Source organism: Kitasatospora sp. NPDC043949 (assembly GCF_056435365.1).
In genome coordinates this window covers 1-23789 of sequence record NZ_JBWKEQ010000063.1, presented here as the reverse complement: position 1 = coordinate 23789, position 23789 = coordinate 1, and the positions used below count along the sequence as shown (strand labels likewise).

At 73.4% G+C, this 23789-nt stretch carries 18 protein-coding genes; 7 read left to right on the top strand and 11 right to left on the bottom strand.

Annotated features, from left to right (window positions below):
• Positions 1-496 precede the first annotated feature (496 nt).
• The 4 genes from AC07AL_RS33760 (at position 497) to AC07AL_RS33745 (ending at position 7090) form a co-directional block, all read left to right on the top strand.
• Positions 497-628: a hypothetical protein gene (locus AC07AL_RS33760; protein ID WP_400988962.1), complete on the top strand. Its 132-nt coding sequence runs from the start codon at positions 497-499 to the stop codon at positions 626-628.
• 213 nt (positions 629-841) lie between these two features.
• Complete coding sequence (locus AC07AL_RS33755) at positions 842-2011, top strand: PLP-dependent cysteine synthase family protein (protein WP_363581149.1); 1170 nt, start codon at positions 842-844, stop codon at positions 2009-2011.
• Positions 2012-2423: 412 nt separating this feature from the next.
• Positions 2424-2795, top strand: coding sequence for a CU044_2847 family protein (locus AC07AL_RS33750; protein WP_363581147.1), 372 nt, complete (start codon positions 2424-2426; stop codon positions 2793-2795).
• Positions 2795-7090 carry an nSTAND1 domain-containing NTPase gene (locus AC07AL_RS33745; protein WP_478319261.1) on the top strand — a complete coding sequence of 1432 codons (4296 nt, stop codon included), beginning with the start codon at positions 2795-2797 and terminating at the stop codon, positions 7088-7090. Before AC07AL_RS33750 ends, AC07AL_RS33745 begins: the two co-directional genes overlap by 1 nt.
• Before the next feature lie 117 nt (positions 7091-7207).
• Here the strand turns inward: AC07AL_RS33745 and AC07AL_RS33740 are convergent, their stop codons facing one another.
• The 10 genes from AC07AL_RS33740 to AC07AL_RS33695 all read right to left on the bottom strand — a co-directional run bounded on the left by AC07AL_RS33740 (position 7208) and on the right by AC07AL_RS33695 (position 18050).
• Positions 7208-8671, bottom strand: a complete 1464-nt coding sequence (locus AC07AL_RS33740; protein ID WP_478319260.1) for an eCIS core domain-containing protein — start codon at positions 8669-8671, stop codon at positions 7208-7210.
• A 316-nt stretch (positions 8672-8987) separates the two neighbouring features.
• Complete coding sequence (locus AC07AL_RS33735; RefSeq protein ID WP_400809320.1) at positions 8988-9806, bottom strand: maleylpyruvate isomerase family mycothiol-dependent enzyme; 819 nt, start codon at positions 9804-9806, stop codon at positions 8988-8990.
• A 127-nt stretch (positions 9807-9933) separates the two neighbouring features.
• A complete protein-coding gene (locus tag AC07AL_RS33730) occupies positions 9934-10287 on the bottom strand; it encodes an antibiotic biosynthesis monooxygenase family protein (protein WP_363581139.1) in 354 nt (117 codons plus the stop codon).
• 80 nt (positions 10288-10367) lie between these two features.
• Positions 10368-11612, bottom strand: a complete 1245-nt coding sequence (locus AC07AL_RS33725) for a beta-ketoacyl-[acyl-carrier-protein] synthase family protein (protein ID WP_363581137.1) — start codon at positions 11610-11612, stop codon at positions 10368-10370.
• Positions 11609-11938, bottom strand: a complete 330-nt coding sequence (locus AC07AL_RS33720) for a phosphopantetheine-binding protein (RefSeq protein WP_363581135.1) — start codon at positions 11936-11938, stop codon at positions 11609-11611. Before AC07AL_RS33720 ends, AC07AL_RS33725 begins: the two co-directional genes overlap by 4 nt.
• Complete coding sequence (locus AC07AL_RS33715; protein ID WP_363581133.1) at positions 11935-13071, bottom strand: beta-ketoacyl-ACP synthase 3; 1137 nt, start codon at positions 13069-13071, stop codon at positions 11935-11937. The genes AC07AL_RS33720 and AC07AL_RS33715 overlap by 4 nt, the downstream gene beginning before the upstream one ends.
• A complete protein-coding gene (locus AC07AL_RS33710) occupies positions 13068-13907 on the bottom strand; it encodes an SDR family NAD(P)-dependent oxidoreductase (RefSeq protein WP_363581131.1) in 840 nt (279 codons plus the stop codon). Before AC07AL_RS33710 ends, AC07AL_RS33715 begins: the two co-directional genes overlap by 4 nt.
• A gap of 29 nt (positions 13908-13936) precedes the next feature.
• On the bottom strand, positions 13937-15019 hold the full coding sequence (locus tag AC07AL_RS33705; protein WP_478319259.1) for a 3-oxoacyl-ACP synthase III family protein: 1083 nt from the start codon (positions 15017-15019) through the stop codon (positions 13937-13939).
• A 17-nt stretch (positions 15020-15036) separates the two neighbouring features.
• Complete coding sequence (locus tag AC07AL_RS33700) at positions 15037-16974, bottom strand: acyl-CoA dehydrogenase family protein (protein WP_478319258.1); 1938 nt, start codon at positions 16972-16974, stop codon at positions 15037-15039.
• On the bottom strand, positions 16971-18050 hold the full coding sequence (locus AC07AL_RS33695; protein ID WP_363581125.1) for an ACP S-malonyltransferase: 1080 nt from the start codon (positions 18048-18050) through the stop codon (positions 16971-16973). The genes AC07AL_RS33700 and AC07AL_RS33695 overlap by 4 nt, the downstream gene beginning before the upstream one ends.
• A gap of 336 nt (positions 18051-18386) precedes the next feature.
• Here AC07AL_RS33695 and AC07AL_RS33690 point away from each other — a divergent pair, with 336 nt between their 5' ends.
• Positions 18387-19739, top strand: a complete 1353-nt coding sequence (locus tag AC07AL_RS33690; RefSeq protein ID WP_363581123.1) for a tetratricopeptide repeat protein — start codon at positions 18387-18389, stop codon at positions 19737-19739.
• A gap of 38 nt (positions 19740-19777) precedes the next feature.
• Here AC07AL_RS33690 and AC07AL_RS33685 read toward each other — a convergent pair whose 3' ends face one another.
• Positions 19778-20833, bottom strand: a complete 1056-nt coding sequence (locus AC07AL_RS33685; protein WP_363630888.1) for a hypothetical protein — start codon at positions 20831-20833, stop codon at positions 19778-19780.
• 632 nt (positions 20834-21465) lie between these two features.
• On the opposite strand from AC07AL_RS33685, the gene AC07AL_RS33680 reads away from it, so the two are divergent.
• Positions 21466-22776 (top strand): MFS transporter, encoded by a 1311-nt coding sequence (locus tag AC07AL_RS33680; RefSeq protein ID WP_363622026.1) that lies wholly within the window; start codon positions 21466-21468, stop codon positions 22774-22776.
• Between the two features lie 51 nt (positions 22777-22827).
• Positions 22828-23577 carry a hypothetical protein gene (locus AC07AL_RS33675; protein ID WP_478319257.1) on the top strand — a complete coding sequence of 250 codons (750 nt, stop codon included), beginning with the start codon at positions 22828-22830 and terminating at the stop codon, positions 23575-23577.
• The last annotated feature ends 212 nt before the right edge of the window (positions 23578-23789 follow it).

Here is a 23789-nt window from a genome sequence, read left to right as displayed (position 1 = left end):
CAGGGCTGCCGGGTTCGACCAGGAGCTCGCCGACCTCACCGCCCGGGTCGCAACTGCGACCGGAATCGTCCTCCAGCCCGAGCCGACGCGCGTCGGCCTGCGGGTCACCGGCCCCTGACCTCCCGCTGGTCTCGGCCACTCCTCGGCTGCTTGTCGCCTCCGCCACAAGCCGGTCCGGGTGGCTGAGCTGGCTGAGCTGGCTGAGCTGGCTGAGCGCACATTGCCCACCGTTCGGGCTGCTCAATCGGTCCGGACGTCCATCTCGCAGGGCCTGAGGCATTTCGACCAGTGCTCGACCTTCCCCAACACGCGCCGACGACAAGACGGTTCACGGCATCAAGGGTCTATTGGCCCGCCCAGTCCGCACTGCCGTGCACCTGGCCTCCGACCACCAAAAGGCCCACGGGGAGCTGCGGTTGTGGACGGGAGGTGCCGACCTCGCCGCGATCCTGGCGGAGCACGAGGCAACAACCGAGGCCCGAGGGCTTCGGGCGTTGTGGACGACCAGTTCGCCACTGGCGAGCAGCTGCCCGATCACCTGCTCGTCCAGGGCGTCCGACTGCAACTCCGCTGGCGGAACGGCCTCGACAACCCCGGCCGAGACGGTCCTTCCTTGATCTGGAGCTGACCGTTCCTCTTCACAGACTCCGCTACGCCGCGCACGGAGTTGCCTGAGCTGCTCCTCCAGCTCGCGGGCGGACCGGGCGCGTTGCGCTGTCTCGACGAATAGTGCGTGTCGCAAGCACCGCGTTCCCACCAGGGGCCGTCGCGCCTCCCATGCTGGGGCGGATGCCGCCCCGCGTGGGCGGGTGGAGCTCGATGAGCTGGACGGAGACTGCTGATGAGTGTGATGGAACGCGTAGACGAGAAGGTCCTGGCGGTGGAGGGGGACGACGAGTCGGACGTCTACCCGGACGACCGGGAGTGGGTGAACGCCTGCATCCAGCGCATCCGCGGCGAACTCGCGCCCAAGGAGACGGCGGTGAAGGAGATTCCGCTGCCCCCACAGCTCAACGGGTTGAAGCTGCACATCAAGCGAGAGGCCGACCAGCCGTCCGGTAGCCACAAGCACCGGCTCGCGGCGGCGTTGCTCACCCACGCCCTGGCCAGCGGCCGGCTGGCGGAAGGCCGCCCCGTGGTGGAGGCGTCCAGCGGCTCGACGGCCATCTCCGAGGCGTGGTACTGCCAAAAGCTCGGCATCGACTTCTACGCGGTCGTGCCGAAGACCACGGCCCCGGAGAAGCAGAAGAAGATCGAGGAGTACGGCGGCACCGTGGTCCCGGTGTCGGGTGACATCGTCGAGTACGCCCACCGGGTGGCGAAGCGCTATGACGGCCACTTCATGGACCAGTTCACGTACGCGGAGCGGTCCTACGACTGGCGTGGCGAACACAGTCTCGCGGCGGAACTGCTGAAGGGCCTACCGAACCTGGACTGGTTCACCATGGGCGCGGGCACCGGCGGCACGACGACCTCGGTGGCCCGCTACGCCCGGTACACCGCCAAGAAGCTCCGGGTGTGCGTGCCCGACCCGGAGCACTCCGCGTACTTCGACGGCTGGTACTGGAAGGACCCCGCAGTGACCGACCAGGGCTCGCACATCGAGGGCATCGGCCGGCCCAGGGTCGAGGCCTCGTTCGTGCCGACCACGGTCAACCGCATGATCCGCGTCGCCGACGCGGCGTCGGTCGCCACCATGCGCTACCTCTCCGACCGGACGGAATGGGGCATCCACGCCGGGCCCTCGACCGGAACCGGCGTGTTCAGCGCGATCCAGATCCTGCTCGGCATGAACGACGGCCCCCAACTCGGAAGCGTCGCCACCGTGATGTGCGATCCGGGCGACCGCTACACGAACGAGTACTACAACGACGCCTGGCTGGCGGATCAGAAGATCGTCTACAAGCCCTGGTACACCACCATCAAGGACTTCTTCGAGAACGGCGTCTGGGCCCCGCCCACCTCCGTTCCCCCCACGCCTCGCCCCACGACGGCCTTGTGGAACATGTGACGCCTACGCGCCGACAAGATGGCCCCGGAACGGCGGTGGAGCCGTTCCGGGGCCCGTTCACGGATTCCCGGCGGGATCGTGACCGGCTCGGCCGCCGGTGTCCGGGAAGGGCAGGCAGGCGCCGGGACGCCGTTCGGGGCGTGGATCTCGGAGCCCTGGGGCCGATGCGGCGCGGGCGGCCCACTGGCGGCGCCCGAGGGCAATCTGCGTCGCGGCAGGATTCTCGCGCCACGGCCGGGCCGCCGGCTCCCTTCACCAGCGGGACCACCGCGCGGACCGCCGGCGACGGGGAGCCCGAGCTGACTGACAGTCATGATTCCGGGACGCGGAGGCCGGTAGGCCTTTACGGTGAGCAGGCGACACCTCACAAGCGGTGCTCTGTTCGGGGACTTTGACCAGATCCGGGGGGATCATGGCGTACTTCGTGGAACTGCCCGTCGGCTCGGTGAGCGAGGGACAGGACGTGGTCCGGGTGGAGATCGAGCAGGTCGGGGAAGGGCTGGTGCAGGTCGCCCGGCCCGGACAGGTGGTGGCTCGGGCGACACGCTCGCTCGGGGACATGCTGGCCGGCGTGCGTCCGGTCGCGCAGAACTTCATCGAGGGGTTCCGGGGCCTGGCGCACGCCCCGGACGAGATCAGCATCGAGTTCGGCCTGTCCTTGTCGGCCGAGGCCGACGTGGTGATCTCCAGTACCGCCGCGGAGGCCAACTTCAAGGTCTCGCTCACCTGGAACCGGCAGACCGCCGAGGCATCGGCGCCTCCGGCGGCTTCGGACCCGGCCTAGTGTCCGCGTCCCGGGCCGACGCCGTCGACGGGGCCGGGCCCGATGCGCTGGCCTCCGCCGTCGTACGCATCCACGACCGTCGAGGCGTCCCGGTCGGCCTCGGCTTCCTGGTGACCGCCGATCGGATACTGACGTGTGCGCACGTGGTGTCCGCCGCGCTCGGCCTCCCTCCGGGAGCCGAGCCGGACGCCGACGCCCGCGTCGACGTCGACCTCCCGCTGCTCAGCGACCCGCTCACCGACCCGCTCACCGCAGCTGACGGCACAGGCGGTACGCGCGTTCCCACGACGGTTGAACGGTGGGCGCCCGCCCACCCGCACGGCGCCGGGGACGTGGCCGTGCTGCACCTGTCCGCTCCGCTTCCGGGCGCCCGGCCGATCCGCATGGTGGAGTCCTCCGACGTCTGGGGACACACGGTGCGGGCGTACGGCCTGCCGAGCGGCCGCCCGGGCGGTGTCTGGCACTCCGGTGTACTGAGGGCCCGACAGGCCAACGGGTGGATCCAGGCCGACCTGGCCGCCAACGGCTACCGGGTCTCCCCGGGGTTCAGCGGCGGCCCGGTGTGGGACGAACAGCTCGACGGTGTCGTCGGCATGATGGCGGTGGCGGAGACCGGAGACCCTCCATCCGGCTACTTGATCCCCGCCGAGGGCCTCGCCTCCGTATGGCCGGAGCTTCGCGAACTGGCACTGCCGCCGTCACCGTTTCGAAGTCTGCGCCCGCTTCAGGAATCCGACGCCCCGGTCTTCCACGGCCGTCGGGCGGAGACGGCAGAAGTCACCGCCCTGGTCGCCCGGGAACGGTGGACCACCCTCGTCGGTCCCTCCGGTTCGGGCAAGTCCTCCCTCGCGATGGCCGGCGTCATACCCCGCCTGCACTCCCAGGGCATGACCGCCGTGGTGGTCCGGCCCAACGCCGGCGCGACCCCGCTGTCCGCGCTCGCCGCCGCGCTGTCTCCGCTGCTGGAACCGGATCTGACCGAACTGGAACGCCTAGAACGCCTTCCGGCGCTCACCGGCCTTCTGCGCTCCCAGGGGCTCGGAGATCTCGCAGCTCTCCTGCTGGCCCGCCTCGGCACCGATCAACTGATCGTCTTGGTCGACCAGTTCGAGGAGATGCTCACCGGGACCGACCCGGCGGCTGTCGATGAGTTGGCGGCCGTGCTGTTCGGCCCGTCGCTTCCCCGGACCGTGCACGTGCTCACCACGCTCCGGGCCGACTACCTGGAGACCGCGCTGGCCCATCCGAGTCTTGGCCGGGCCTGCAGCCGACAGGTCTACGCGCTGGGGCCGATGACCGGTGACCAGCTCCGGGAGATCGTCACCGCACCGGTGGCAGCGATTCCGTCGGTGCGCTACGAGGCCCACCTGGTGGACCGCATCCTGACCGATGCGGGCGGTGAGGCGGGTGCCCTGCCGCTCCTCGGCTTCACCCTCGACCTGCTGTGGAAGCGTCAGGCGGCCGGGGTTCTCAGCCACCGCGCGTACGAGGAGATCGGTCACGTCAGCGGAGCTCTCGGAGAGTACGCCGAGCAAGCCTGGGACAGACATGTCTCCGCCGGGGAGGAGCCGGCCGCCCGCCGGCTCTTCACCCGCGTCGTCCGCGTCCCCCTCGGCGCACCCGGTGCCACCCGCCGGACCGTTCCCCGCCAGGAGCTCGCCGAGGACGAATGGCACATCGCCCAACGTCTGGCCGGCACCCGGCTCCTGGTCATCGATCACAGTGCCGAGGGCGTCGAGACCGTTGAGCTGGCCCACGAGGCCCTGATCACCGCCTGGTCCCGGCTGCGCGACTGGGTCGGCGAGGACCGCGCGTTCCTGGAGTGGCGGGAGTCCGTCCGGCACGACCGCCGGCGCTGGGACCACGCCGGTCAACCCGCTGACCTGCTCCCCACCGGGCCCACCCTCGCCACCGCCCGCACCTGGCAGCGCGAGCGCGGTGCCGAGCTGTCCGAAGCCGAACGCACCTACCTCGAACTCGCAAGGCGGCACCACCGGGCCCGCGGCCGTCGGCGCCGTACCTTCCGGACCGCCCTCGTCGCGGTGATCACCGTCTCCCTCGCCCTGGGCGTCCTGTTCGCCACGGCCCGCCGCGATGCCGCGGAGCGCCAGGCCGACTCCGACTCCCGCGCCCTCGTCCAGGCCTCCCAGGACGACATGACCTACGACCCGGTACGGGCCGTGATGATGGCCCTCGCCGCGTACCGGACGAAGCCCACGCCGGAGGCCCGGAACCAGCTGATGCGGCAGTACCTCCTCCGGGCCGGCGCGGACTCCCTGTTCTCGGGCATGTCCGGAACCGGCGGGACGTTCAGCACCAGCCGGGACGGTGACGTCGTCCTCTCCCGCGACGCCATGGCCCACGTCGTCCTGTTCGTCCGCGGCCGGGACGGCACCGTCCACAGCCGGCCGGTCCCGGCCGGGTACGCCTTCTACCTGATGGTCTCCCCGGACGGACGCCGCGCCGGATTCGTGACCGACGACGGGGCGGGAGGCTGGTTCGACGTCGACAAGGAGAGCACCACGCCCATCGGCCAGGTTCACCAGCTGCCCCGAGTGGACGGGGTGCTGCAGATCTCCGCGGCTCCTGCCGACGCGACCGCGATGTCACCCGACGGGCGCTACATCGCGGTTCCGACCCGCGACAGCCTGGTCTGGTGGGATCTGGAGGCGGGGGCGGTCGCCGGCCGCGTTGCCGCACCTCAGGACATGGGAAGCGGGCTGTGGTTCGGCTCCGACGGGCATTCCCTGCTGGTGAAGACCAGCAACGGTGGTACCGGACTGGCCTCCGTGGACATGGCCGGCGGTGCCGCGCGGAACGTGGTGGTGCCTGCTGATCACCAAGGGATCCTGCCCTCCGGGGACCGGGCCACCGTCGCCGTCGTCCGGACCCACGAACCCGGACAGGGCAGCGGCACGAAGAGCACCGTACGACTGATCCGGGTGTCCGACGGATCCGTGGTGGGGAAACCGTACGAAACCACGGAGACGATCGCCCCGGCGACCGAACTGATCGCGGCGAGCGCCGACGGCCACCGGATCGTGATCAACGAAGCCGCCAAACTGACGCTCCTGGACCTCGACCGGGGAAAAGCCGTCGCGTTGGTGGACGAACCGGGCCACCTGTACGAGCACGCATCCGTTCTCCTCTCCACCGGCGGGAAGGAGTATCTCGTCGGTCAGGGACGGAGCTCCATCTCCTACACCGAGATCCCCGCGGGCGAGGAGGACACGGCCGTGGCCGACACCGTCCACCTCAGCCGGGACGGCAGGAAGATCACCATCCGCCTGACGGGCGGCTCCGACCTCGAACTCCGCGAGCCCGGGCTCGACGTCGGAAGGCTCCTGACCAGAACAGCCCTGCCACAGCCCGCCTGGAAGGGCAAAGGCGACCGCCTCCTGTCCAACCGGGACGACACGCTCATCGCGCTCCGGGACGGCCCGAACACCGTCTCCGTCCGTGACGCGTCCACCCTACGAGCGGTCGCCCGCATCGCCGCGGCACCATCCCAGGTCGACTCGGCAGCCGAGGACTTCAGCTACTTCTTCGACGGGGACGACCGCCTGGTGACGGTCTCCGGCACCCAGATCCAGCAGTGGGAGGCCAGAACCGGCGTCCGGTTGGCGCAGTTCGACGCGGCCGCGTTCCATCCCCCGGCCGACAAGCACGGCACGCCACAGATGTACGTCGGCCCGCACTGGCAGGAGGGAAAGCTGACCGTGGTCGTGCACGACGACCCCGTGATCCGTGTCGTCGACATCGGCACCGGCCACACCGTAGCGTCGCTGAACCCGGGCATCACCGACCTGATCGCGGCCCGGTTCGACGAGAGCGGCCGCTACCTGGCCGTTCTCCGCAGGAACAGCGTCGTCGAACTGTGGCGGCCCGACCCCCTGCAGAGGGAAATCGGCCCCCTCCCCACCACCAGCACACCGGGCCAGAACTCGGCCATAACCCGATTCGTCGACGCCCAGGGTCGTTTCATGATCGCGGCCAACAACGCCATCCGGATCTACCAGGTCGGCGGCCCACCTTCCGTGGACTCCTACGACTTCCGCAACGTGACCGACAACAGTCTGCAGGAGCCGCTCACGTTCCTGGACGCCACCAACGACGGAAAGACCCTCCTCATCCGCACCGAGAACGACTACGTCCACCGGATCGTCCTCGACCCCGACGCTTGGCAGCGGGACCTGTGCCGCATCATCGGCTACCGCTCCTTCACCGCCGATGAACGACGCACCCTGCCAGTCCGGGTACCGGACCGTCCCCTCTGCCTTCCCCCCAAGCCCTGAAGCCGCGGACGGCACCGGATTCGACGCCGACTGCGCGGTGAACGCGCAGATCCGGGCTTCCGCCCGCAACGGATGGACGTGGTGTCGCCCTTGTCACCCTCCCGACCGCCCGCGGCGTCACTTCGGCTGCGGGCGGTGGTTGTGGAACAGGACGATCCCCTCCACCAGCCCCTTCTCCACCACCGCCGGGGTGGCACGCAGCCACTGGAGTGCTTCCGCGCTGGTCGGGGTGTCGACGACCAGCTTGTAGAAGGACAGGTAGCCCGCCACACGTTCCAGGAGCACGCTGTCGGGGATCGGGATCCCCGCCCCGAAGGCGTCGAGGGGGTCCCGGTTGGCGGCACGGTAGCTGTCCATCGTGTGGAACTCGCCGGCGAGTCGACTGCGCTCGGGCGTGAGCCGGTCCCCGGGGATCGTCTTCAGGATCGCGGAGAGCTTCCCCTGGCTCTTGCTGTAGCCGTCGCCCATGGCGAGTTTGAGCGCCGCGGCCGCCTCTTCGCCGAACGCGCGCAACTCGGTGGAGATCTTCCGCTGCGCCATCGTCTGCGGCTTCTCCTGGGACTTGAAACGGCCGGTGACCGAGTCGAGCGCGTGCTGCATCTCGTGGGTCACGGTCGCGGCGAATTCCCGCAGTTCGAGCGGTGAGGCGTCGTCCTTGGGCGGGGTGATCCTCAGCGCGCCGCCCTCTCCCTCGTTGCTGAGCGCGAACAACGCGCGCGCACTCTTGATGTCCGTCTGCTCGTCGATCTCGATGGTGATGGCGGACTTCTCCAGGGCCTTGAACAACTCCTTGTAGGGGACGCTGAATCCGTCGCCTTCCTGCTCGCCGGACGCCTGGTAGAGCAGTTCCGCGAAACGGTCCGGCGAGAGGTGCTGCCGTGACCAGTCGGCCTTGGCGTAGGTGATGGCGCGCTGCACGACCGGCGCACCGGGGCGGGCGGCTGGTGCGTCCCCCGTCCTCCGCTGGGCGGGGACAGCGCCGCTCAGCACCCGGGTCGCGTTGGCTTCGGCCTCCCGCTCGAAGCGGTCGGACGGGGAGGAGACCTTCAGGCCGTCGCCGTTGTCGGTGCCCGCGACGGGGCCTTGGCGCTGTTGCACGACGTGCGTCAGCTCGTGGGCGAGGGTGTGCCGGTCCATGCCGCCGTCGCCGATGACCACGTGGTTGCCCGAGGTGTAGGCGCGGGCGCCGACCTCAGCGGCAGAGGCCCGGGCGGCCTGGCCGGTGTGGATGCGGACGTCGGAGAAGTCGGCGCCGATCCGGGCTTCCATCTCGGTGCGGGTGGCGTCGTCCAGCGGCCTGCCACCCGTGCTCAGGACGTCGTGGACGGTGGACCGCTGTACTGGTGCGCCCGCCCCGACGGCGGCCTGCGGGTGACCGCACCCCGCACCGTGCTGGTGCCTGGACCGCTCGATCACGCGCGAGACCGCGGCGTTGCCGATGCCGCGCTGCAAGGCGAGGGCCGTCTGCGCAGACCCGCCCCCGAGCCTCAGCCCCAGCCCGTCGGCCGCCGGAGCGGCCTTGCGCGGCAGGTCGCGGCGCCGGTGCGGCTCCGACGGCTTGCCGGGGTCTTTCGCGTGCATGGGAACCCCTCCAGAGGCGCGACAGGTGTTCCCTCTGACATATCCGGCCGGACTGTCGTCGCGCAGCACAACGGACGATCGGGCACCGTTCTGTGCTCCAAAGGGCACGGGAGAGGGCCGGGGCGCGCACCCGCGCGTGGGAGCGCCGACCTGCGAGCAGCGCCGGCGCTTGGCAGCCCTGTCGGTTTCACCGTTCGACGGTGATGTCACTTCGACGACGAGCACGGTCTGGTCCGGGAGGAGCGCTCCCTCCGTCTTCGCCGGCTCGGCGGGCACGACGGCCAGGTCACGATGCGTCGGTGTGACACGGCCGCGTTCAGGGGGCCGCGAACAGCCGGGGGAAGCCCGGGGCCAGCCACGGCCTGCGGCCCCAGGCGAGCACCTTGCCCCGGGCGAGGGCGCCGGTGGCGGTGTAGCGGCCCAGCGCGATGAGGAAGAACGCCACCGGCCCGGTGAGGATCGTGCAGTCCGGGCGGCGCGGCGGCTCCTGGCTCACCACGGCGACACCGTCCGTGAAGGTCACCGCGAACCCGTCCAGGCCGCGCACCCGCAGCCGGTAGCAGGCGCTGTGGCCCGCCGCGGCGCGCGCGTCCAGCACCCGGGGCATCGCCGTCCGCAGGAAGGGCATCGTCAGCCCCACGCGGTGCCGGTCGATCGGGTGCGGCCTCCCGAGAGCGAGGGCGATGTCGTAGAGGTGGCCCAGCATGTGGGTCAGCAGGTAGGCGCCGAGGGTGTCCGTGTCCATCGGGCCGAGCGGGGTCAGCACGGGCTCGGTGCCGGCACGCGCGCCGGCCGCCGCCGTGAACTCCCGCGCCTGCCGGGCGATCTCCCCGCCGAGCACGGTCAGGTCCCGCTCCGGCCGCCTGGCCAGCGAGGCCGCGTTCGCGGCAGCCAGCGCACCCGGAGTGCCGTCCCCGTACGGCCGTTCCTCGCCGGCGGCCAAATCGGCCATCAGCTCGTTGGCCATCGCCAGGTGGGCGGCGGCCTCGCCGACCGTCCACTCGGCGCCGGGTATCGGGGTGTCACCGCGACCGCCGGCGAGCAGGGCGACGGCCTCGTCGCCGACGGCGGTGACGGCTTCGAAGAGCGCGGTGCGCGCGGCACCGGGGACGTGCTCGGGGAGCGGGAGGGTCATGCTGGTGAAGACTGGCCGACCCCCGCACCGCTGTCCAGACCCGCGACACGGTCCGGTCCGGCCCCTGACCATCGCGGCCCGCCCGGACGACGAGAGCCGGTCAGCCCACTATCGGGCCCGCAGACCCCTACACGCGGCTGAAGCCGTGGCTGCGCTCCACTTTCGCCACGTGCAGCGTGTAGTTCTGGTACCACTCGGCTTGCCCGCGCTTCTGCGCCGCGCGGTGCTCGACGTTGCTCCGCCACTCCGTGAGGGCGTCGGCGTCGCGGAAGTACCCGACGGTGATGCCCAGGCCGCCAGGGGTCTGGGCGTGGTCCATCCCCAGGTACCCGGGGACGTCCTTCACCAGGTCTTCCATGCGTGCGCTGGTCTCGCTGTAACCGTTCTGGTCCTGGGTTCGCACCGTCGTGAAGACGGCCAGGTAGTAGGGGGGTTCATAGGCCTCGACGGGCACGACAGGTGCTTCGGGGTGATCACTCATGGCGCCACCGTAAGGCGGGATGCGCCGAACGATCCAGCTCTTTCCTGAACGGCGACGCGCATGACGTCCTCGTCCCGGTGTCAGCTCCCGGGGGTGGCGGCGGGGGCGAAGGCGAGGGCGGTGTTGTGGCCGCCGAATCCGGCCGAGGTGCTCAGTGCGAGGTGGAGGCGCTGGCGGCGGGGGCCGCCGTGGACCAGGTCGATCGCGCCGGTGTCCCGGTCGGGGACGGCGAACCCCGCGGTGGCGGGGACGAGTTGGTGCTGCACGGTGAGCACCGTCAGGGCGGCTTCGATGGCACCGGCGGCGCCCATCGTGTGGCCGAGCGCGCCCTTGGCGGAGGTGACGGACGGGGGGCGCCGGGCGAAGAGCCGGTCGATCAGGCGGGCCTCCGCGGAGTCGTTGAGCGGGGTGCTCGTGCCGTGGGCGTTGACGTGGTCGACGTCGTCGGGGCAGGAGCCGGCCTCGGCGAGGGCCAGCCGGACGGCCGCTTCGAGTCCGCGGGCTTCCGGGTGCGGTGCGACGGGGTGGTAGGCGTCGGCGGCGGTTCCGGTGCCGACCAGCAGGGCTCTGGGTGTGGCCTGCCGCGACGTCGCGTCCGGCCGGCGTTCCAGGACGAGGAAGCCCGCTCCCTCGCCGATGACGAAGCCGTCGCGGTCCGCGTCGAACGGGCGGGAGGCGCGGACGGGGTCGGTGTTGCGGGAGAGGGCCTTCATCCGGGCGAATCCGGCGACGCAGACCGGAGTGATCATGGCGTCGGTGCCGCCGGCCAGGGCGATGTCGCAGGCTCCGGTGTGGAGCAGCAGGGCTGCGGTGTGGATGGCGGCGGCCCCGGAGGCGCAGGCGGTGGCGGTGTGCAGCACCGGGCCCGTCGTGCCGAGCTCGATGGCGAGTTGAGCTGCTGCCATGTTCGGCAGGAAGGCGGGGAGCGCCAGTGCGGACACGGCGGAGGGGCCCAGGGTGCGGAGTCGTTCCGCCGCGTGTTCGTAGCTGCCGACTCCTCCGGCGGCGGAGCCGAGGACCAGGGCGACCCGGGCGCCGTCCCAGCGCGCGGGTTCGAGGCCCGCGTCGGCGACGGCCTCCCGCGCGGCGGCGATGGCGAAGCGGGTGGCGCGGTCCAGCCGCCAGGGCTGGCGGCCGCCGACCAGCGCGGCGGAGTCGCCGGGGACCCGGCAGGAGAGGACGACGGGGAGCCCGGCGAGCGCCGGGTCGGGTGCTGCCGTGCTGCGGGCGTCGAGGACGCCTCGCCAGGTCGGCTCCGCCCCGTGACCGGCCGGGGTGGCCAGGCCGATCCCGGTGACGGCGAGCGGTGGGCGGGACGCGGTCATGCGGCCGGGCCGGGCGGCTGCTCGGGGTCGACAAACAGGTCGGGCTCGACGGACGCGACGGGCTCGACGGAGGCGACGGGCCGGACGGGCTGCGCGAGCAGGGCGTGGATGCGGTCGACGAGTTGGCCCACCGTCACGTCGGCGGCGGAGTCGAGGTCGTCGTCCAGGGCGACGCCCCAGTGGTCCTGGAGGGTGACGACGAGTTCGATCCGGGCGAGGGAGTCGAGGTCGAGGTCGTCGAGGGCGGCGTCGTCGCCGATCGTGTCGGAGGGGGTGTCGAACTTCTCGGTGAGCAGGGTGACCAGGTGCTCGCGGACGGGGTTCACGGTGGGCTGACCTCCTCGTGGTCGTGGTCGTGGTCGTGGCCGTGGTGCGGGGGCCGGGGTTCCGGGGCGGCCGTCCGTACGGGTGCGTCCGGCCACAGCAGGGTGGCGGAGGCCCAGGTGAGACCGCCGCCGAAGGCGGTGAGCAGGGTCGGGGCGCCCGGGCGGCAGGCCCCTCGGGCGGCGGCGTCGGCGAGGGCGAGCGGTACGGAGGCGCCCGCCGTGTTGCCGACGTCGCGGATGTTGCCGAAGCGGTGCCGTGGCGGGATGCCGAGGCGGTCGGCGACGGCGTCCAGGATCCGCTGGTTGGCCTGGTGCCCGATGAAGGCCTGGACTTCGCGGGCCTGCCAGCCGGTCGCGACCAGGGCGGCCCCGGCGGAGGCGGCCATCCGGCGTACGGCGTGGGCGTAGACCTGGCGCCCGCGCATCCGGAAGTAGCGGTCATCGCGCCCGGGGGCTTCGGTGGCGGGGAGTCGGGAGCCGCCTGCGGCCACGGTGATCAGGTCGCTCTCGCCGCCGTCGCTGCCCCAGTCGGTCTCCAGCAGGGCACCGGGTTCGGTGGTGTCCCCGGGGCGGAGCACCACTGCGGCGGCGGCGTCGCCGAAGAGCGGTGCGGTGTCGCGGTCGAAGGGGTCGACGATGGCCGAGTACTTCTCGGCCGCGACCACCAGGGGGGTGCGGCAGGCGCCGCTGCGGAGCAGGGCGGAGGCCGTGGCCAGGCCGTAGAGGAAGCCCGAGCAGACGGCCGCGAGGTCGAACGCGGGGACCGGTCCGAGGCCGAGGCGGTGGGCGACCTCCGGTGCGGTGGCCGGGCAGGGGCGGTCCGGCGTGGTGGTGGCCAGCAGGAGCAGGTCCGGGCGCAGGCCCGGGGAGCCGGTGGAGTCGATCGCGGCGCGCGCGGCGGCCGTGGCCAGGTCCCCGGTGCTGACGCCGGGTCCGGCCAGCCGCCGGCGGTGGATGCCGGTCCGGCCGGTGATCCACTCGTCGGTGGTGTCCAGGCCGCCCCGGGCGATGACCTGGGTGTTGGTCACCTCCCGGGGCGGGAGGCTGGATCCGAGGCCGGCGATCACCGCCGTGGCACGGCGACCGGGGGCGGAGGCGAGGGTGGGGGCGGGGACGGGGGGTGGGGAGGTCATGCCGCGGCGAACGGGGAGGGCGGCTTGGGGGTGCCCGCAAGGCCGCCGTCGGGGACCGAGAGGCCGCCGTCCAGGGCGATCGCCTGCCCGGTGAGGAAGGCGGAGGCGGGCGAGGCCAGGAACAGCGCCGCCGCGGCGACCTCCTCCAGTTCGGCCCAGCGCCCCATCGGCACGTGGGCCAGCAGCCAGTCGGTGAGCGCGGCGTTGGTGTGGACGGCGGCCGTCATGTCGGTGCGCACCCAGCCGGGGCACAGCGCGTTGACCCGGATCCCGCTGCGGGCCCAGCCGACCGCGAGGCTGCGGGCGAGGGAGACCTGGGCGGCCTTGGTCGCGGCGTAGACCTCCATCATGGGCGTGCCGACCAGACCCGCGACCGAGGACATCAGCACCAGGCTGGCGCCGTCCGACTGCGCCAGGTACGGGTGGGCGTGCCGGCAGATCGCGGCGGTGGCGTTGAGGTTGACCGCGACCACCTCGTCCCAGACGTGCTGCGGGAGGTGCTGCAGCGGTGCGAGGAGTGTGCTGCCGTCGGGGTTGGTGGGCAGGATGCCGGCGTTGTGGACGACGATGTCGAGGCCACCCAGGGCCTGGGCGGCCTGGTCGACGATGGCGGCCTGCCCGGTGTCGGCGAGGTCGCCGGGCACCAGGACGGGGGTGCCCCCGAAGCGGGCCACCTGGTCGGCGGTGTGCTTCAGCGCGGGCCCGGTGCGGGCGGAGAGGGCGAGCCGGGCCCCGGCCTGGGCGAGCGCGACGGCGACGGCCTGGCCGATGCCGCGCGAGGAGCCGGTCACCAGGGCGCGGCGGCCGTCGAGGCGGAAGCGGTTGAGGATGGTCATGGGGGTGTTCCTCCGGTTCCGGCGGGGCGTCAGTCGGTGGCGTTCCGGGCGGGGGTGTCCCGGACGGGAGTGTCCCGGGCGGGGGTGTCCAGGTCGCTGCTGGACCGGACGGGCGCGCGCAGGGCGCGGGCGCCCGTCCAGGTGAGCAGGGCGCTGCCCCAGGTCAGGCCGGCGCCGAAGACGCAGACGAGCACGCGGGCCCGGTCGGCCAGCAGGCCGCGGGCGGCGGCGTCGGCCAGCGCGAAGGGGGCGGAGGCCGCGCCGATGTTGCCCGTGAGGTCTCCGGTGATGTGCAGGCGTTCGGCCGGGATGCCGATCCGGTCCGCGACGGCGCGCAGGAGCAGCGGGTTGGGCTGGTGGGTGATGAAGGCGTCGATGTCCTTGAGGGCGAGGCCGTGGTCGGCGAGGGCCTGGTCGACGAGGCGGGGGAAGATCTCGGCGATGAAGTCGCGCACGACCCGGCCGTCCATGTGGATGTGGTGCAGCCCGGCGTTCAGGCTCCCGGGGCCGGCGGGTATCCGGCTGCCGCCGGCGGGGATCAGCACGTGGTGCGCGCCGCGGCCGTCCGAGCCGAGGCGGAAGCCGTGGAAGCCTGCGTCGTCGTGGACGGGGCCCAGGACGGCCGCGGCGGCGCCGTCGGCGAAGAGGACGGCGGTGCCGCGGTGGGCGGGGTCGACGAACTTCGAGTAGGCCTCGACGCCGACGACCGCCGCGTACCGGGCGCCGGGGGTCGTGGCCAGCCAGGCGTGCGCGATCTTGGCCGCGAACAGCCAGCCGGAGCAGGCCGCGCTGACGTCGAGTGCGACGGCGTTGCCGGCGCCGGTGAGGGCCTGGACGCGGCAGGCGGTGGCCGGCCCGAGTTCGTCGGGGGTGGAGGTCGCCGCGACGACGAGGTCGAGCCGGTCCGGCGGGATGCCGGCGGCCTCGCAGGCGGCCAGTACGGCGGCCGCTGCCAGGTCCGAGGCGGCCTCGTCGGGTGCGGCCCAATGCCGTTCGACCACGCCGGTGCGCTCGGTGATCCAGGTGGCCGAGACACCGGCGGGCGGGCCGACCTCGTGGTTGCCCCGGACCTCGGCGGGCAGGTACGTGCCCATGCCCAGGACGCCGGTCATGGGGGGCTTCCTTCGGTTCACGACGTGCTCCCGGTGCGGTCGGAGGAGCCGGTGGAGGAACTGGCGGGGGCGCCGGCAGGGGCGCCGTGGGCGGCCAGGAGCGCGGCGGCGTAGTCGGGCTCGTCGAGGGCGGTGCGGGCGAGGCCCGCCCCGGGGTCGAGGGCGGCCACGATGTCCGGCAGGGCCTGACGCAACCGGTCGCACAGGGCGTCCATGGCGGCGGGCAGGGCGCGTACGGCCGAGGGGGTGAGCACGCCGGTCGCCAGCAGGGGGCCGGCCAGGCGCCGGGCCTGGCGCAGGCCGTCGAGCGCGGCGAGGTCGGCCGCCTGCGGAACGGGCCACCCGTGCGCGGCGGTCCCCTCCACCGCGGCCTCGGCCGCGAGCCGGCGGGCCTGGACGTCCCCCAGCTCCAGGGCGTCCTCCAGCAGCGGGTTCCACAGCTCCAGGTCTCGCTGGAGCGAGCCGTGGAGCGCCTCGGTACGGGCCGACGCCGCGGCGGCGAGGTCGTCGGCGAGCCGGTCCTGCAGCGCGGTGACGACCGCGGGCCACCACGCCGCGTCGGTCGGGTCGGCCGAAGACGGGCCCGGGTCGGCCGGGAACCGGCCCGGACCGGCCCTCCGCCGATCGGGGCGTGCCCGCTCCTCGGCGAGGGCGCGGCCGGCGTCGAGCAGGATGAGGGTGTTGTCGCCGCCGGCGTTGTCGAAGGCGCGGGCGAAGCCGAGGTAGCCCGGCAGCCGGTTGTGGTCGAAGAGGCCCGACACCCCGCAGCGGTGCTGGAGGGAGTCGACGAGTTCCGCCACGGCCCGGGTGCTGTGCGCCTTGTGGAGGGCGAGCGAGCGGTCGACCGCGGCCCAGGGGGAGAAGGTCATCGCCGTGCCCGGCCCGTCGGAGGGCTTCGCGGCGCGCAGCCCCGCCCACGTGGACAGGGCCGCCCGGGCCGTGCAGCGCAGGGAGAAGGCGGCGGCCAGCGCTCCGACGACGGCGTGCTGCTGGGTGCGGTACTCCAGGACCGGGCTCCCGGGCGCCAGCCGGCCGTGCGAGCGGCGGCCCGCGCTGAACCGCCAGGCCATCGCCGCGCTGCGGCCCGCCAGGCCCGCCATCGCGGACGGCAGGGTGGCCCACAGCCCCTGGCCGCAGCTCAGGGTCCGCTGGAGGCGCGCGTCGGCGCTCGGCTGCGGGTCGTGCAGCACGCCCGTGGCGTCGATCCCGGCCCCGTCCGCCAGCCAGCGGTCGTACGGGATTCGGGCGCCGTGGAACCGGACGAGGCCGTAGGGCAGCGGGAGCGCGCCCACCGGGAGCGGGCCGGAGACGGACACGCCCGGTGCCGGGCGGCCGTCGACCCCCGTGATGTCGACGAGGAAGGAGAACACTCCCCCGTCCCGGGCGCCGGTCAGCAGCCGTGCGCAGACCACCGCCTGCTGGGGCAGGCCGAGCGCCGCGACGGAGGAGAACTTCGCGGCCCGGTGGTCCGGGGTGTGCAGCGTGAACGCGCGGCGGGCCGGGTCGAACCGGGCCTCGGTGCGGATCCCGAGGTGGCTGCCGGCGTCGCCGATCTCGGTGACCAGGAAGGATCCCTTGGTGCGTGCGTGTGCGAGGGCGCCGTCCGGGTCCGCGGCCTTGCCGCCCAGGAGGACCAGCGAGCCGACGCACAGGGTGTAGTGGGAGAGGAAGGTCTGGTAGAGCGATGGATCCGCCAGCGCCGTCGCCTCGCTGAGCGCGGCCAGCAGTTCCGCGTCGGCGACCACGTCGACCGCCGGCGGCAGCGAGGCCGCCAGGCGGGCCAGCCGCCGGTGCGCGCTGACGTCCGTGCGCAGGGCTGCCGCCCCGTGTTCGGCCCGGTGGTCCGCCAGGAGCTGTCCGAACTCCGAGGCCCGCCGGGGAGGGAGCAGCGCCGAGAGGCGGGTCAGGACGTCGATCGCGCCGGCCTCCTCGCCGGGCCTCCGTTCGGTGTTCAAGAGTCCCCCCGTGCGGCCGTCGTGGTCGGGTGGTGGTGGTGCGACGTGCCCTCCCCCGGCGCGGCGGGAGGCGGGCAGGAGCACGGGGGCGGCAGCGGCGTCTGGGGGCCGGTCGGCCACTGGCCGTCGGCGACCGGCGCGAGCGCGTCCTGCCGCGGGTCGATCCTGCGCACGCTGTTCGTCAGCGTGCTGCCGGTGCCCGCCTCGACGACCAGCGAGGCGTCCGCCATCGACGCGCCGAACACCGCAGGCAGGTCGAAAGGCCTGACCAGGCACGCGGACAGCGCGCTCGGCAGATCGCTGTCCGCGCGGTAGAACCGGCCGGCCACCGCCGAGTACACCGGTCGGCGCGGCGGGGACAGGCGCAGCCGCCGGGCGAAGTGCGCGAACGCACCGGCCTCGTGGACGAGAGCCGGGTGGTGGCTCATGAACGGGAGCCGCAGCCGCTGCGCCCCCACGCCGTGCGCCGTCGCCGACCGTTCGACGACGGCGAGCCCGTCGAGCGGGCCGGAGACCACCGTCTCCCCGCCGTGGTTGACGCAGGCCACGACCACGCCCGTGCCCGGCCCGGCGGCCGCGAGCAGCCGGCGGGTTGTGGCCGGGCCCGCGCCCAGCAGTGTCATGCCGCCGCCGTGGCCGGTCAGCAACTGCCCGAGCCGGCAGGCCAGACGGGCCCCGTCGGCGACCGAGCAGCATCCGGCCGCGGTCAGCGCGGGGATCTCGCCGAAGCTGACCGCCAGGAGACGGTGCGCCCGGCAGCCGTCGGCTTCGAGTGCGCGGTGCACCGCCAACGACACACCGAACAGCGCGAGTTGTACGGTCCCGGCCGGCTCGGCGGCCAGCGCGCCGGCACTGAGCGGGGAGTCGCCCGTCAGGTGGGAGCCGCCACCGGAACGGGAGTCGCCGGTCAGGTGGGAGCCGCCTGCCAGCCGGGGGCCGATCGGCGCCACCCCGAACTCGGCGGCGACCACGTCGGCCTCCTCGAAGACCTCGGCGACCGCGCGTGCCAGCGACCCGACGCGGGGAAGCGTCCGCAACAGCGGGGTCAGACTGAAATCCCCCTGCCCGGGGAACATGTGAACGAACTTTCCGGTGGCCGTGGGACTCTGCGGACGCTGCGGGCCGGACATCACGGATTCCGCCTCCACCCTGGGGCACGTTCGAAGGAAACGCCCCGACGCCACCGATGGTGGAGGCTGCGGCCGCCCTCGCGGGCCCTTTTCGACGGCCGGCCCGTCAAGCTTTTCCGGGCGTCAACTTCCCAGGAATTACATTGAGTTGAGAATCCCATTCGGGCATCCCGGCGGCGCTGCGAGCGGATAGCATGGCGGGATGTGCGCAGCGCGACCGCGTACCGCGGAGGCCGGACCGGGCCGCCGTGAGCGCGGCGTCGACGACCCGCCGGGAGAGACATGGCCGTCCGCCGTGTGCCGAACGCCCGCCTTCGCGAACTCCTCGAAGAAGCCCGATGGACCGGAGAGCAACTGGCCCGGGCCGTCAATCAGATCGGCGCCGAATCCGGATGGGCCCGGGCCTACGGGCGCGCCTCGGTGCACCAGTGGCTCACCGGAGCCGTTCCCCGCAAGCCCGCCCCCCACCTGGTCTGCGCGGCGCTGGGCCGTCGGCTCCGACGGCCCGTCACCCTGGCCGACGCCGGATTCGGAGATCCGCCGCCGGACACCCCGGCGCCGGATTCCCCGGCGGTGCTCGCGCGGCTCGCGGCGGCGGCCGTCGCACCCGATCGCCACGGGAACCTCCTCTCCTACCAGCCGCCGCCCGCACCGCCCGCAAGCCCGACCGGCCTGGCCGAAGCCCTGACCGGAGGCCGGACCGAAGCCCCGACCGGCGCGTCGGTACCCGCGGGCGCGAAGGCGCCCCCGCCCCAGCCGGACGCGCTCGCCCTGCTGCTGCCCGTCTTCTCCGCGATCGACCGCGTCCACGGCGGAGGCCAGGCCCGCACCGCACTCGCCGCGTTCCTCGCGACCACGGCGGCGCCCATGCTCGCCGCACCCGCCCCGCCCGTCCGGCACTTCGGCATCCTCGGAGCCACCGCCCGACTGTGCTACCTGTGCGCCTTCATGCACATCGACGACGACCTCAACGGCCTCGCCGGCCAGTACTACCGCCTCGCCCTCGACCTGGCCCGGCACGCCGGCGACACGGCCGCCCAGGCGATGACCCTGCGCGCCATGGCCACCCAGGCCTACGAACTCGGCCACCGGCGCCAGAGCCTGCGCCTGGCGCAGGCCGCCGCCGACTGCCGCATCAGTTCCTCGGCGCCGCGGCTGCGCGCCTCCGTCCTGGGGCAGCTCGCCCTGTCCGAGGCCGCCCTCGGCGATCGGACGGCCGCGCTGCGCCACATCGGCGACGCCCGCGACCTCCTCACGAACGCCACGGGCCCGCCACCGCCGATCGGCGACTACCACCGCGCCTCGTGGGACCACCAGCGGGCCCTCGTCGGAGTCGAACTCGGCGACCCCGCCGGGGCGATCAAGCTCCTGGAGGTGTCCGCCGCCCGCAGGCCCCGGGGCGAGTCCCGCTCCCGTGCCGTCGTCCTCAGCAGACTGGCCGAGCGCCAGCTGGCGGCCGGACACATCGAAGCCGCCTGCGCCACCTGGCACGAGTTCCTCGACGTCTACCCGCTGCTGGCCTCCCGCCGAGCCCACCTGGCCAGGGCGCGGATGCCCGGGCTCCTGCTCCCCCACCGCCGGCGGCCGGCCGCGGACCACCTCATCCAACGGGCCACCGCCCTGGGGCGTGCCTGACGATTCGCGCACGCGGCAGCGGCCGAGCCTTCTCCCCGTCAGGGCCGGCGCGGAGTCCGCGCGAGGACGTCGGTCGCGACCTCCGTGACCGTACGGTGGTAGGCCACACTCACCGGCCCCAGGCCGCCGATCGCCCCGACCACGGCATCCGTCGCGTCCACAGCGCCCTCGGCAGCCCGCAGCGGGGCGATCACACCGACGGTCGCCGCCGCCGCGATCTCCTCCGGCCGCAGGGCGTTCAGACCGTTGAACGCCACGAACGCGCCGGAGCGGATCGACGCCGCCAGGGTGCTGCCGGCGGAGACCAGCACCAGGTCGCTGGACTCCGCCACCGCGCGGACGGCGCGCCGCCGGTCGGAGGAGCGGTAGCACCACTGATCGGGGTGCTGGCCTCGAAGCAGCGGGAACCGCGCGCGCAGCACCCCGAGGATCTCCGCGACCTCCTCGACCGGTGAGCACGGGTGCTGGACGAAGGACAGCCGCTCGGGATCGACGGACCGCAGGGCCTGCGCCCCGGCCACGTCGGGCACCCGGACCCGCCCCGCCTGCTGCGCGGCGGGGTCAGCCGGGGCGAAACCGCCGCCGAGCACGAGGACCGTGTCCCCGCGAACCTCGTACTGCCGGACGGCGGCCCACGTCGCGGCCGCCCGCGGGCACTCGGCCTGCCCGGCGCCCCCTGCGGACGGGGGAAGCCGGTTCAGGGGCTGGGACGGGACGACCGGGGTCGGCCCGCACGCGGGCGCCGACGCGCAGACGATCAGCCGCCTGGTCCGCACCGTGGCCGACCAGACGCGGACGGCCTCCGCCGCCACCGCCTCCTGGCGGGCCGGAGCGATCACGGCGATCCCCACCACGGCCCCGTCCAGGTCGATGTAGGTCGTGGCGAACAGCCGCCCACCCCGGCCCGCCGGCAGGATCCCGCCGGCACCGATCCGGGCGGCGAACCCGCGCTCGTGGAGCCACCCGGCCACGAGCGGGGCCGCCGGACAGGTCACCGGTCCGCGCGTCGGATGGACGTAGCCGGACAAGACGGTGATCGGACCGTCAGGGCCCGATGCCACGTCGGACTGCTCCGTCAACCGGGACCGGTTCATGCCGGCTCCTCCCCAGGGTGGATGGCCACGTCGTTCGGCTCCGGCGAAGGTCGCGGATGCCGTTGGTGATCTTCCGAGTGTGCCCGGTGGAGCCGCGTCGGCGAGCTGCGGACAGCGCCGTGGACAGAGGTGTCGCCGGCGGGTGTCCGGCGGGCGCAGCCGGCAGCGCTCCGGCGGGGGCGGCGGGGGCTGGAGCGGGCGACGGGCCGGATGTGAAAGTCGGATTCTCCATGAATCCGACCCGCTGGTTCGCCGTATACGAATGGAAGTCGCATTGTCCGGACGGCCGGACGGCCGGAATCCACCCCACACCACAATGGTTCACCAGCGACAGGATTAACCTGAACGCCACATTCGGACAAGAGGCCGAGTCGACCAAGTGGGCCGCGAACACCCTTGCAGTGGAGATGAGTTGAACGAAGGGCCGACCGGTCGCGCCGGGCGCCCGGGCGAGTCTCCGGAGTTCGGGGCGCAGGTACGGTACGCACGCGAATAGTCCAGCCCGCGGCGGCCTGCGTGGCGCGATGCCACCGGCGCTGGAATATTGCTAGAAGTGACGGCAGTCACACGCAATGGAGTTCGATGTGCGCTTCGCGACGCGCGATGTCCGCCGCTCGGTCATCGTCAGCCTCATGGGTACCACGCTCGTCTGGTACGACTTCTTCCTCTACGTCAACGCTTCCGTGCTGGTCTTCAAACACCAGTTCTTCCCCTACCTCTCCCCCTTCGCGGCGACCCTCACCGGCATCGGCCTCTACGGGGCCGCGCTGGTGGCACGGCCGGTCGGCGGGGCGCTCTTCGGGCACCTCGGCGACCGCCACGGCAGGCGCCCCGCCCTGGTCGGCGCGCTGCTGCTGACCGGGGCCTCCACCGGCCTGGTCGGGCTGCTGCCCGGATACGGCCAGATCGGCTTCGCCTCCCCGCTCCTGCTGGTCACGCTGCGCCTGCTCCAGGGGCTCGGCCTGGGCGGTGCGTGGGGAGCCGCCACCGTCGTCGCGCACGAGTGCGCCGAACCGGGGCGCCGGGGGCTGGTGTCGAGCTGGGCCCAGATCGGCGCACCGGCGGGCAACCTGCTGGCGTTCGGGGCCATGACGGCGGTCTCCGGTGCGCTGACGCCCGCACAGTTCATGACCTGGGGCTGGCGACTGCCCTTCCTGCTCTCCGCCGTGCTGGTGGTGGTGGGGCTGTGGGCCCGGGCCCGGATCGAGGAGACCCCCGCCTTCCGGACGCTCGCCCTCACCGGGGCCCGCAGCAGGCGGCCGGTCGTCGAACTGATCGCCCGGCACCGCAGGCAGCTGCTCGTCACCACGGCGATCACCGCCGGAGCCGACGTCGTGCTCTTCGGCTTCTCGTTCAACTACGTCCTGACCCTGCTGCGCGTCGCCGGCCTGTCGCTCAACGCCCTGATCGCGCTCTCGCTCCTCGCTCCGCTCGCGCTGATCGCCCTGATCCCGTTCTTCGGCGCGCTGTCCGACCGCTACGGGAGACGACGGGTCTGCCTGGCCGGGACCATCACCATGGCGCTCTGGGCCGCCGCGTTCGCGCCCCTGCTGCGCTTCGGCTCTCCCCCGGTCCTGGTGCTCGCCTACCTGCTGTCGCTGGTGGGATTCGCCGCGATGTACGCCCCCCAGGCGGCCCTGGTCTCCGAGCTCTTCCCGAGCCGCGTGCGCCTCAGCGGAGCCGCCGTCGGCTACCAACTGGGCGGACTCCTCGGCGGCACCCTCGCCACCTACCTGACCGCCGAGGCCGCCGACTGGTTCAAGTCCCCGGCCGTGACCCCGCTCTACGTCCTCGCCGTCCTGGTGGTCAGCGGTACGGCGCTCCTCACCCTCGCGCGCCACGGCGAGGACGACGGCTCCCCCGCAGCGGCCGGGCCGTCGGGCTCCGGGCTCCCCACCCCGTCGAGCCGTCCCCCAGCACCGGCCCCCGGACTCCCCGGGTGATCCGGCCCGCAGCACCACCGGGTTCCCCCACCCCGAGAAAGGCACGACCCCATGAAACACCCCATCGGTATCGCGGCCGCCGCCCTCACAGCCGGCACCCTGGTCGGCGGACTGCTCGTGTACGACACCTCCGCCGCCGGAGTGCCCCAGGTCATCACCTGTGAGGACAGCTTCACGATGACCTTCAGCTCCGGCCTCACGCTCGTCCCCCAGGACAACATCACGGCCACCCTCGGCAACCCCAAACTGCTCAACTGCACCGGTGACGCCCCCATCACCCAGGCCGACTACGTGGGGACCGGCCTCGGCAACGGCGTGACCTGCGCGGCCGGCAACTACCAGAACGCGCCCGGCACCCTGCAGCGCGTCACCTGGGAGACCGCGAACGGCCAGCCCACCACGGAGGACCCGGGCACCACCGACTTCACCTGGGACATGCAGCCGATCCAGGACCTGCTCAAGTCGAGCAACCCCCTCAGCGGCGGCATCACCGCGGGCCGCTACAAGGGCGCCACCTGGACGGTGGTCCTCGACCCGGTCAAGTCCGACATCGACCTCACGGCCTGCAGCACCCCGACCGGCCTGAAGTCGATGACGCTGGACGGGACGGTCACCATCACGCTGCCCACCGGCACGCAGTCCCCCACACCGACACCGACCTCCACATCCAGCCCGACCTCCACCGCCACCCCCACGCCCACGCCCACGCCCACGCCCACGCCCACGCCTACGGTCACCCCCACCGCCACCCCCACGGCCAGGCCCATGCCCGTCCCCTTCGTCCCCGCGCAGGACGCCTGATCCCGAACGGGCGCCCCACCGCCGCGCTCCCGCAAACCCCGCCCCTCGCTGCGGAGCGAGCGGTGCCCGGCAGGCTCGGGCCGGGCGGGACGAGTCTCCTGGACACGGCGGCCTGACGAAGTGGCGGGGGGGGGGGGGGGGGGGGGGGGGGGGGGGGGGGGGGGGGGGGGGGGGGGGGGGGGGGGGGGGGGGCGGGGGGGGGGGGGAGGCGA

Excerpts from the sequence above, each read along its gene's own strand:
- AC07AL_RS33755 (WP_363581149.1), top strand. The coding sequence starts at position 842 with ATGAGTGTGATGGAACGCGTAGACGAGAAGGTCCTGGCGGTGGAGGGG.
- AC07AL_RS33750 (WP_363581147.1), top strand. The coding sequence starts at position 2,424 with ATGGCGTACTTCGTGGAACTGCCCGTCGGCTCGGTGAGCGAGGGACAG.
- AC07AL_RS33740 (WP_478319260.1), bottom strand. The coding sequence starts at position 8,671 with ATGCACGCGAAAGACCCCGGCAAGCCGTCGGAGCCGCACCGGCGCCGC.
- AC07AL_RS33735 (WP_400809320.1), bottom strand. The coding sequence starts at position 9,806 with ATGACCCTCCCGCTCCCCGAGCACGTCCCCGGTGCCGCGCGCACCGCG.
- AC07AL_RS33730 (WP_363581139.1), bottom strand. The coding sequence starts at position 10,287 with ATGAGTGATCACCCCGAAGCACCTGTCGTGCCCGTCGAGGCCTATGAA.
- AC07AL_RS33725 (WP_363581137.1), bottom strand. The coding sequence starts at position 11,612 with ATGACCGCGTCCCGCCCACCGCTCGCCGTCACCGGGATCGGCCTGGCC.
- AC07AL_RS33715 (WP_363581133.1), bottom strand. The coding sequence starts at position 13,071 with ATGACCTCCCCACCCCCCGTCCCCGCCCCCACCCTCGCCTCCGCCCCC.
- AC07AL_RS33710 (WP_363581131.1), bottom strand. The coding sequence starts at position 13,907 with ATGACCATCCTCAACCGCTTCCGCCTCGACGGCCGCCGCGCCCTGGTG.
- AC07AL_RS33705 (WP_478319259.1), bottom strand. The coding sequence starts at position 15,019 with ATGACCGGCGTCCTGGGCATGGGCACGTACCTGCCCGCCGAGGTCCGG.
- AC07AL_RS33695 (WP_363581125.1), bottom strand. The coding sequence starts at position 18,050 with ATGTTCCCCGGGCAGGGGGATTTCAGTCTGACCCCGCTGTTGCGGACG.
- AC07AL_RS33690 (WP_363581123.1), top strand. The coding sequence starts at position 18,387 with ATGGCCGTCCGCCGTGTGCCGAACGCCCGCCTTCGCGAACTCCTCGAA.
- AC07AL_RS33685 (WP_363630888.1), bottom strand. The coding sequence starts at position 20,833 with ATGAACCGGTCCCGGTTGACGGAGCAGTCCGACGTGGCATCGGGCCCT.
- AC07AL_RS33680 (WP_363622026.1), top strand. The coding sequence starts at position 21,466 with ATGGGTACCACGCTCGTCTGGTACGACTTCTTCCTCTACGTCAACGCT.
- AC07AL_RS33675 (WP_478319257.1), top strand. The coding sequence starts at position 22,828 with ATGAAACACCCCATCGGTATCGCGGCCGCCGCCCTCACAGCCGGCACC.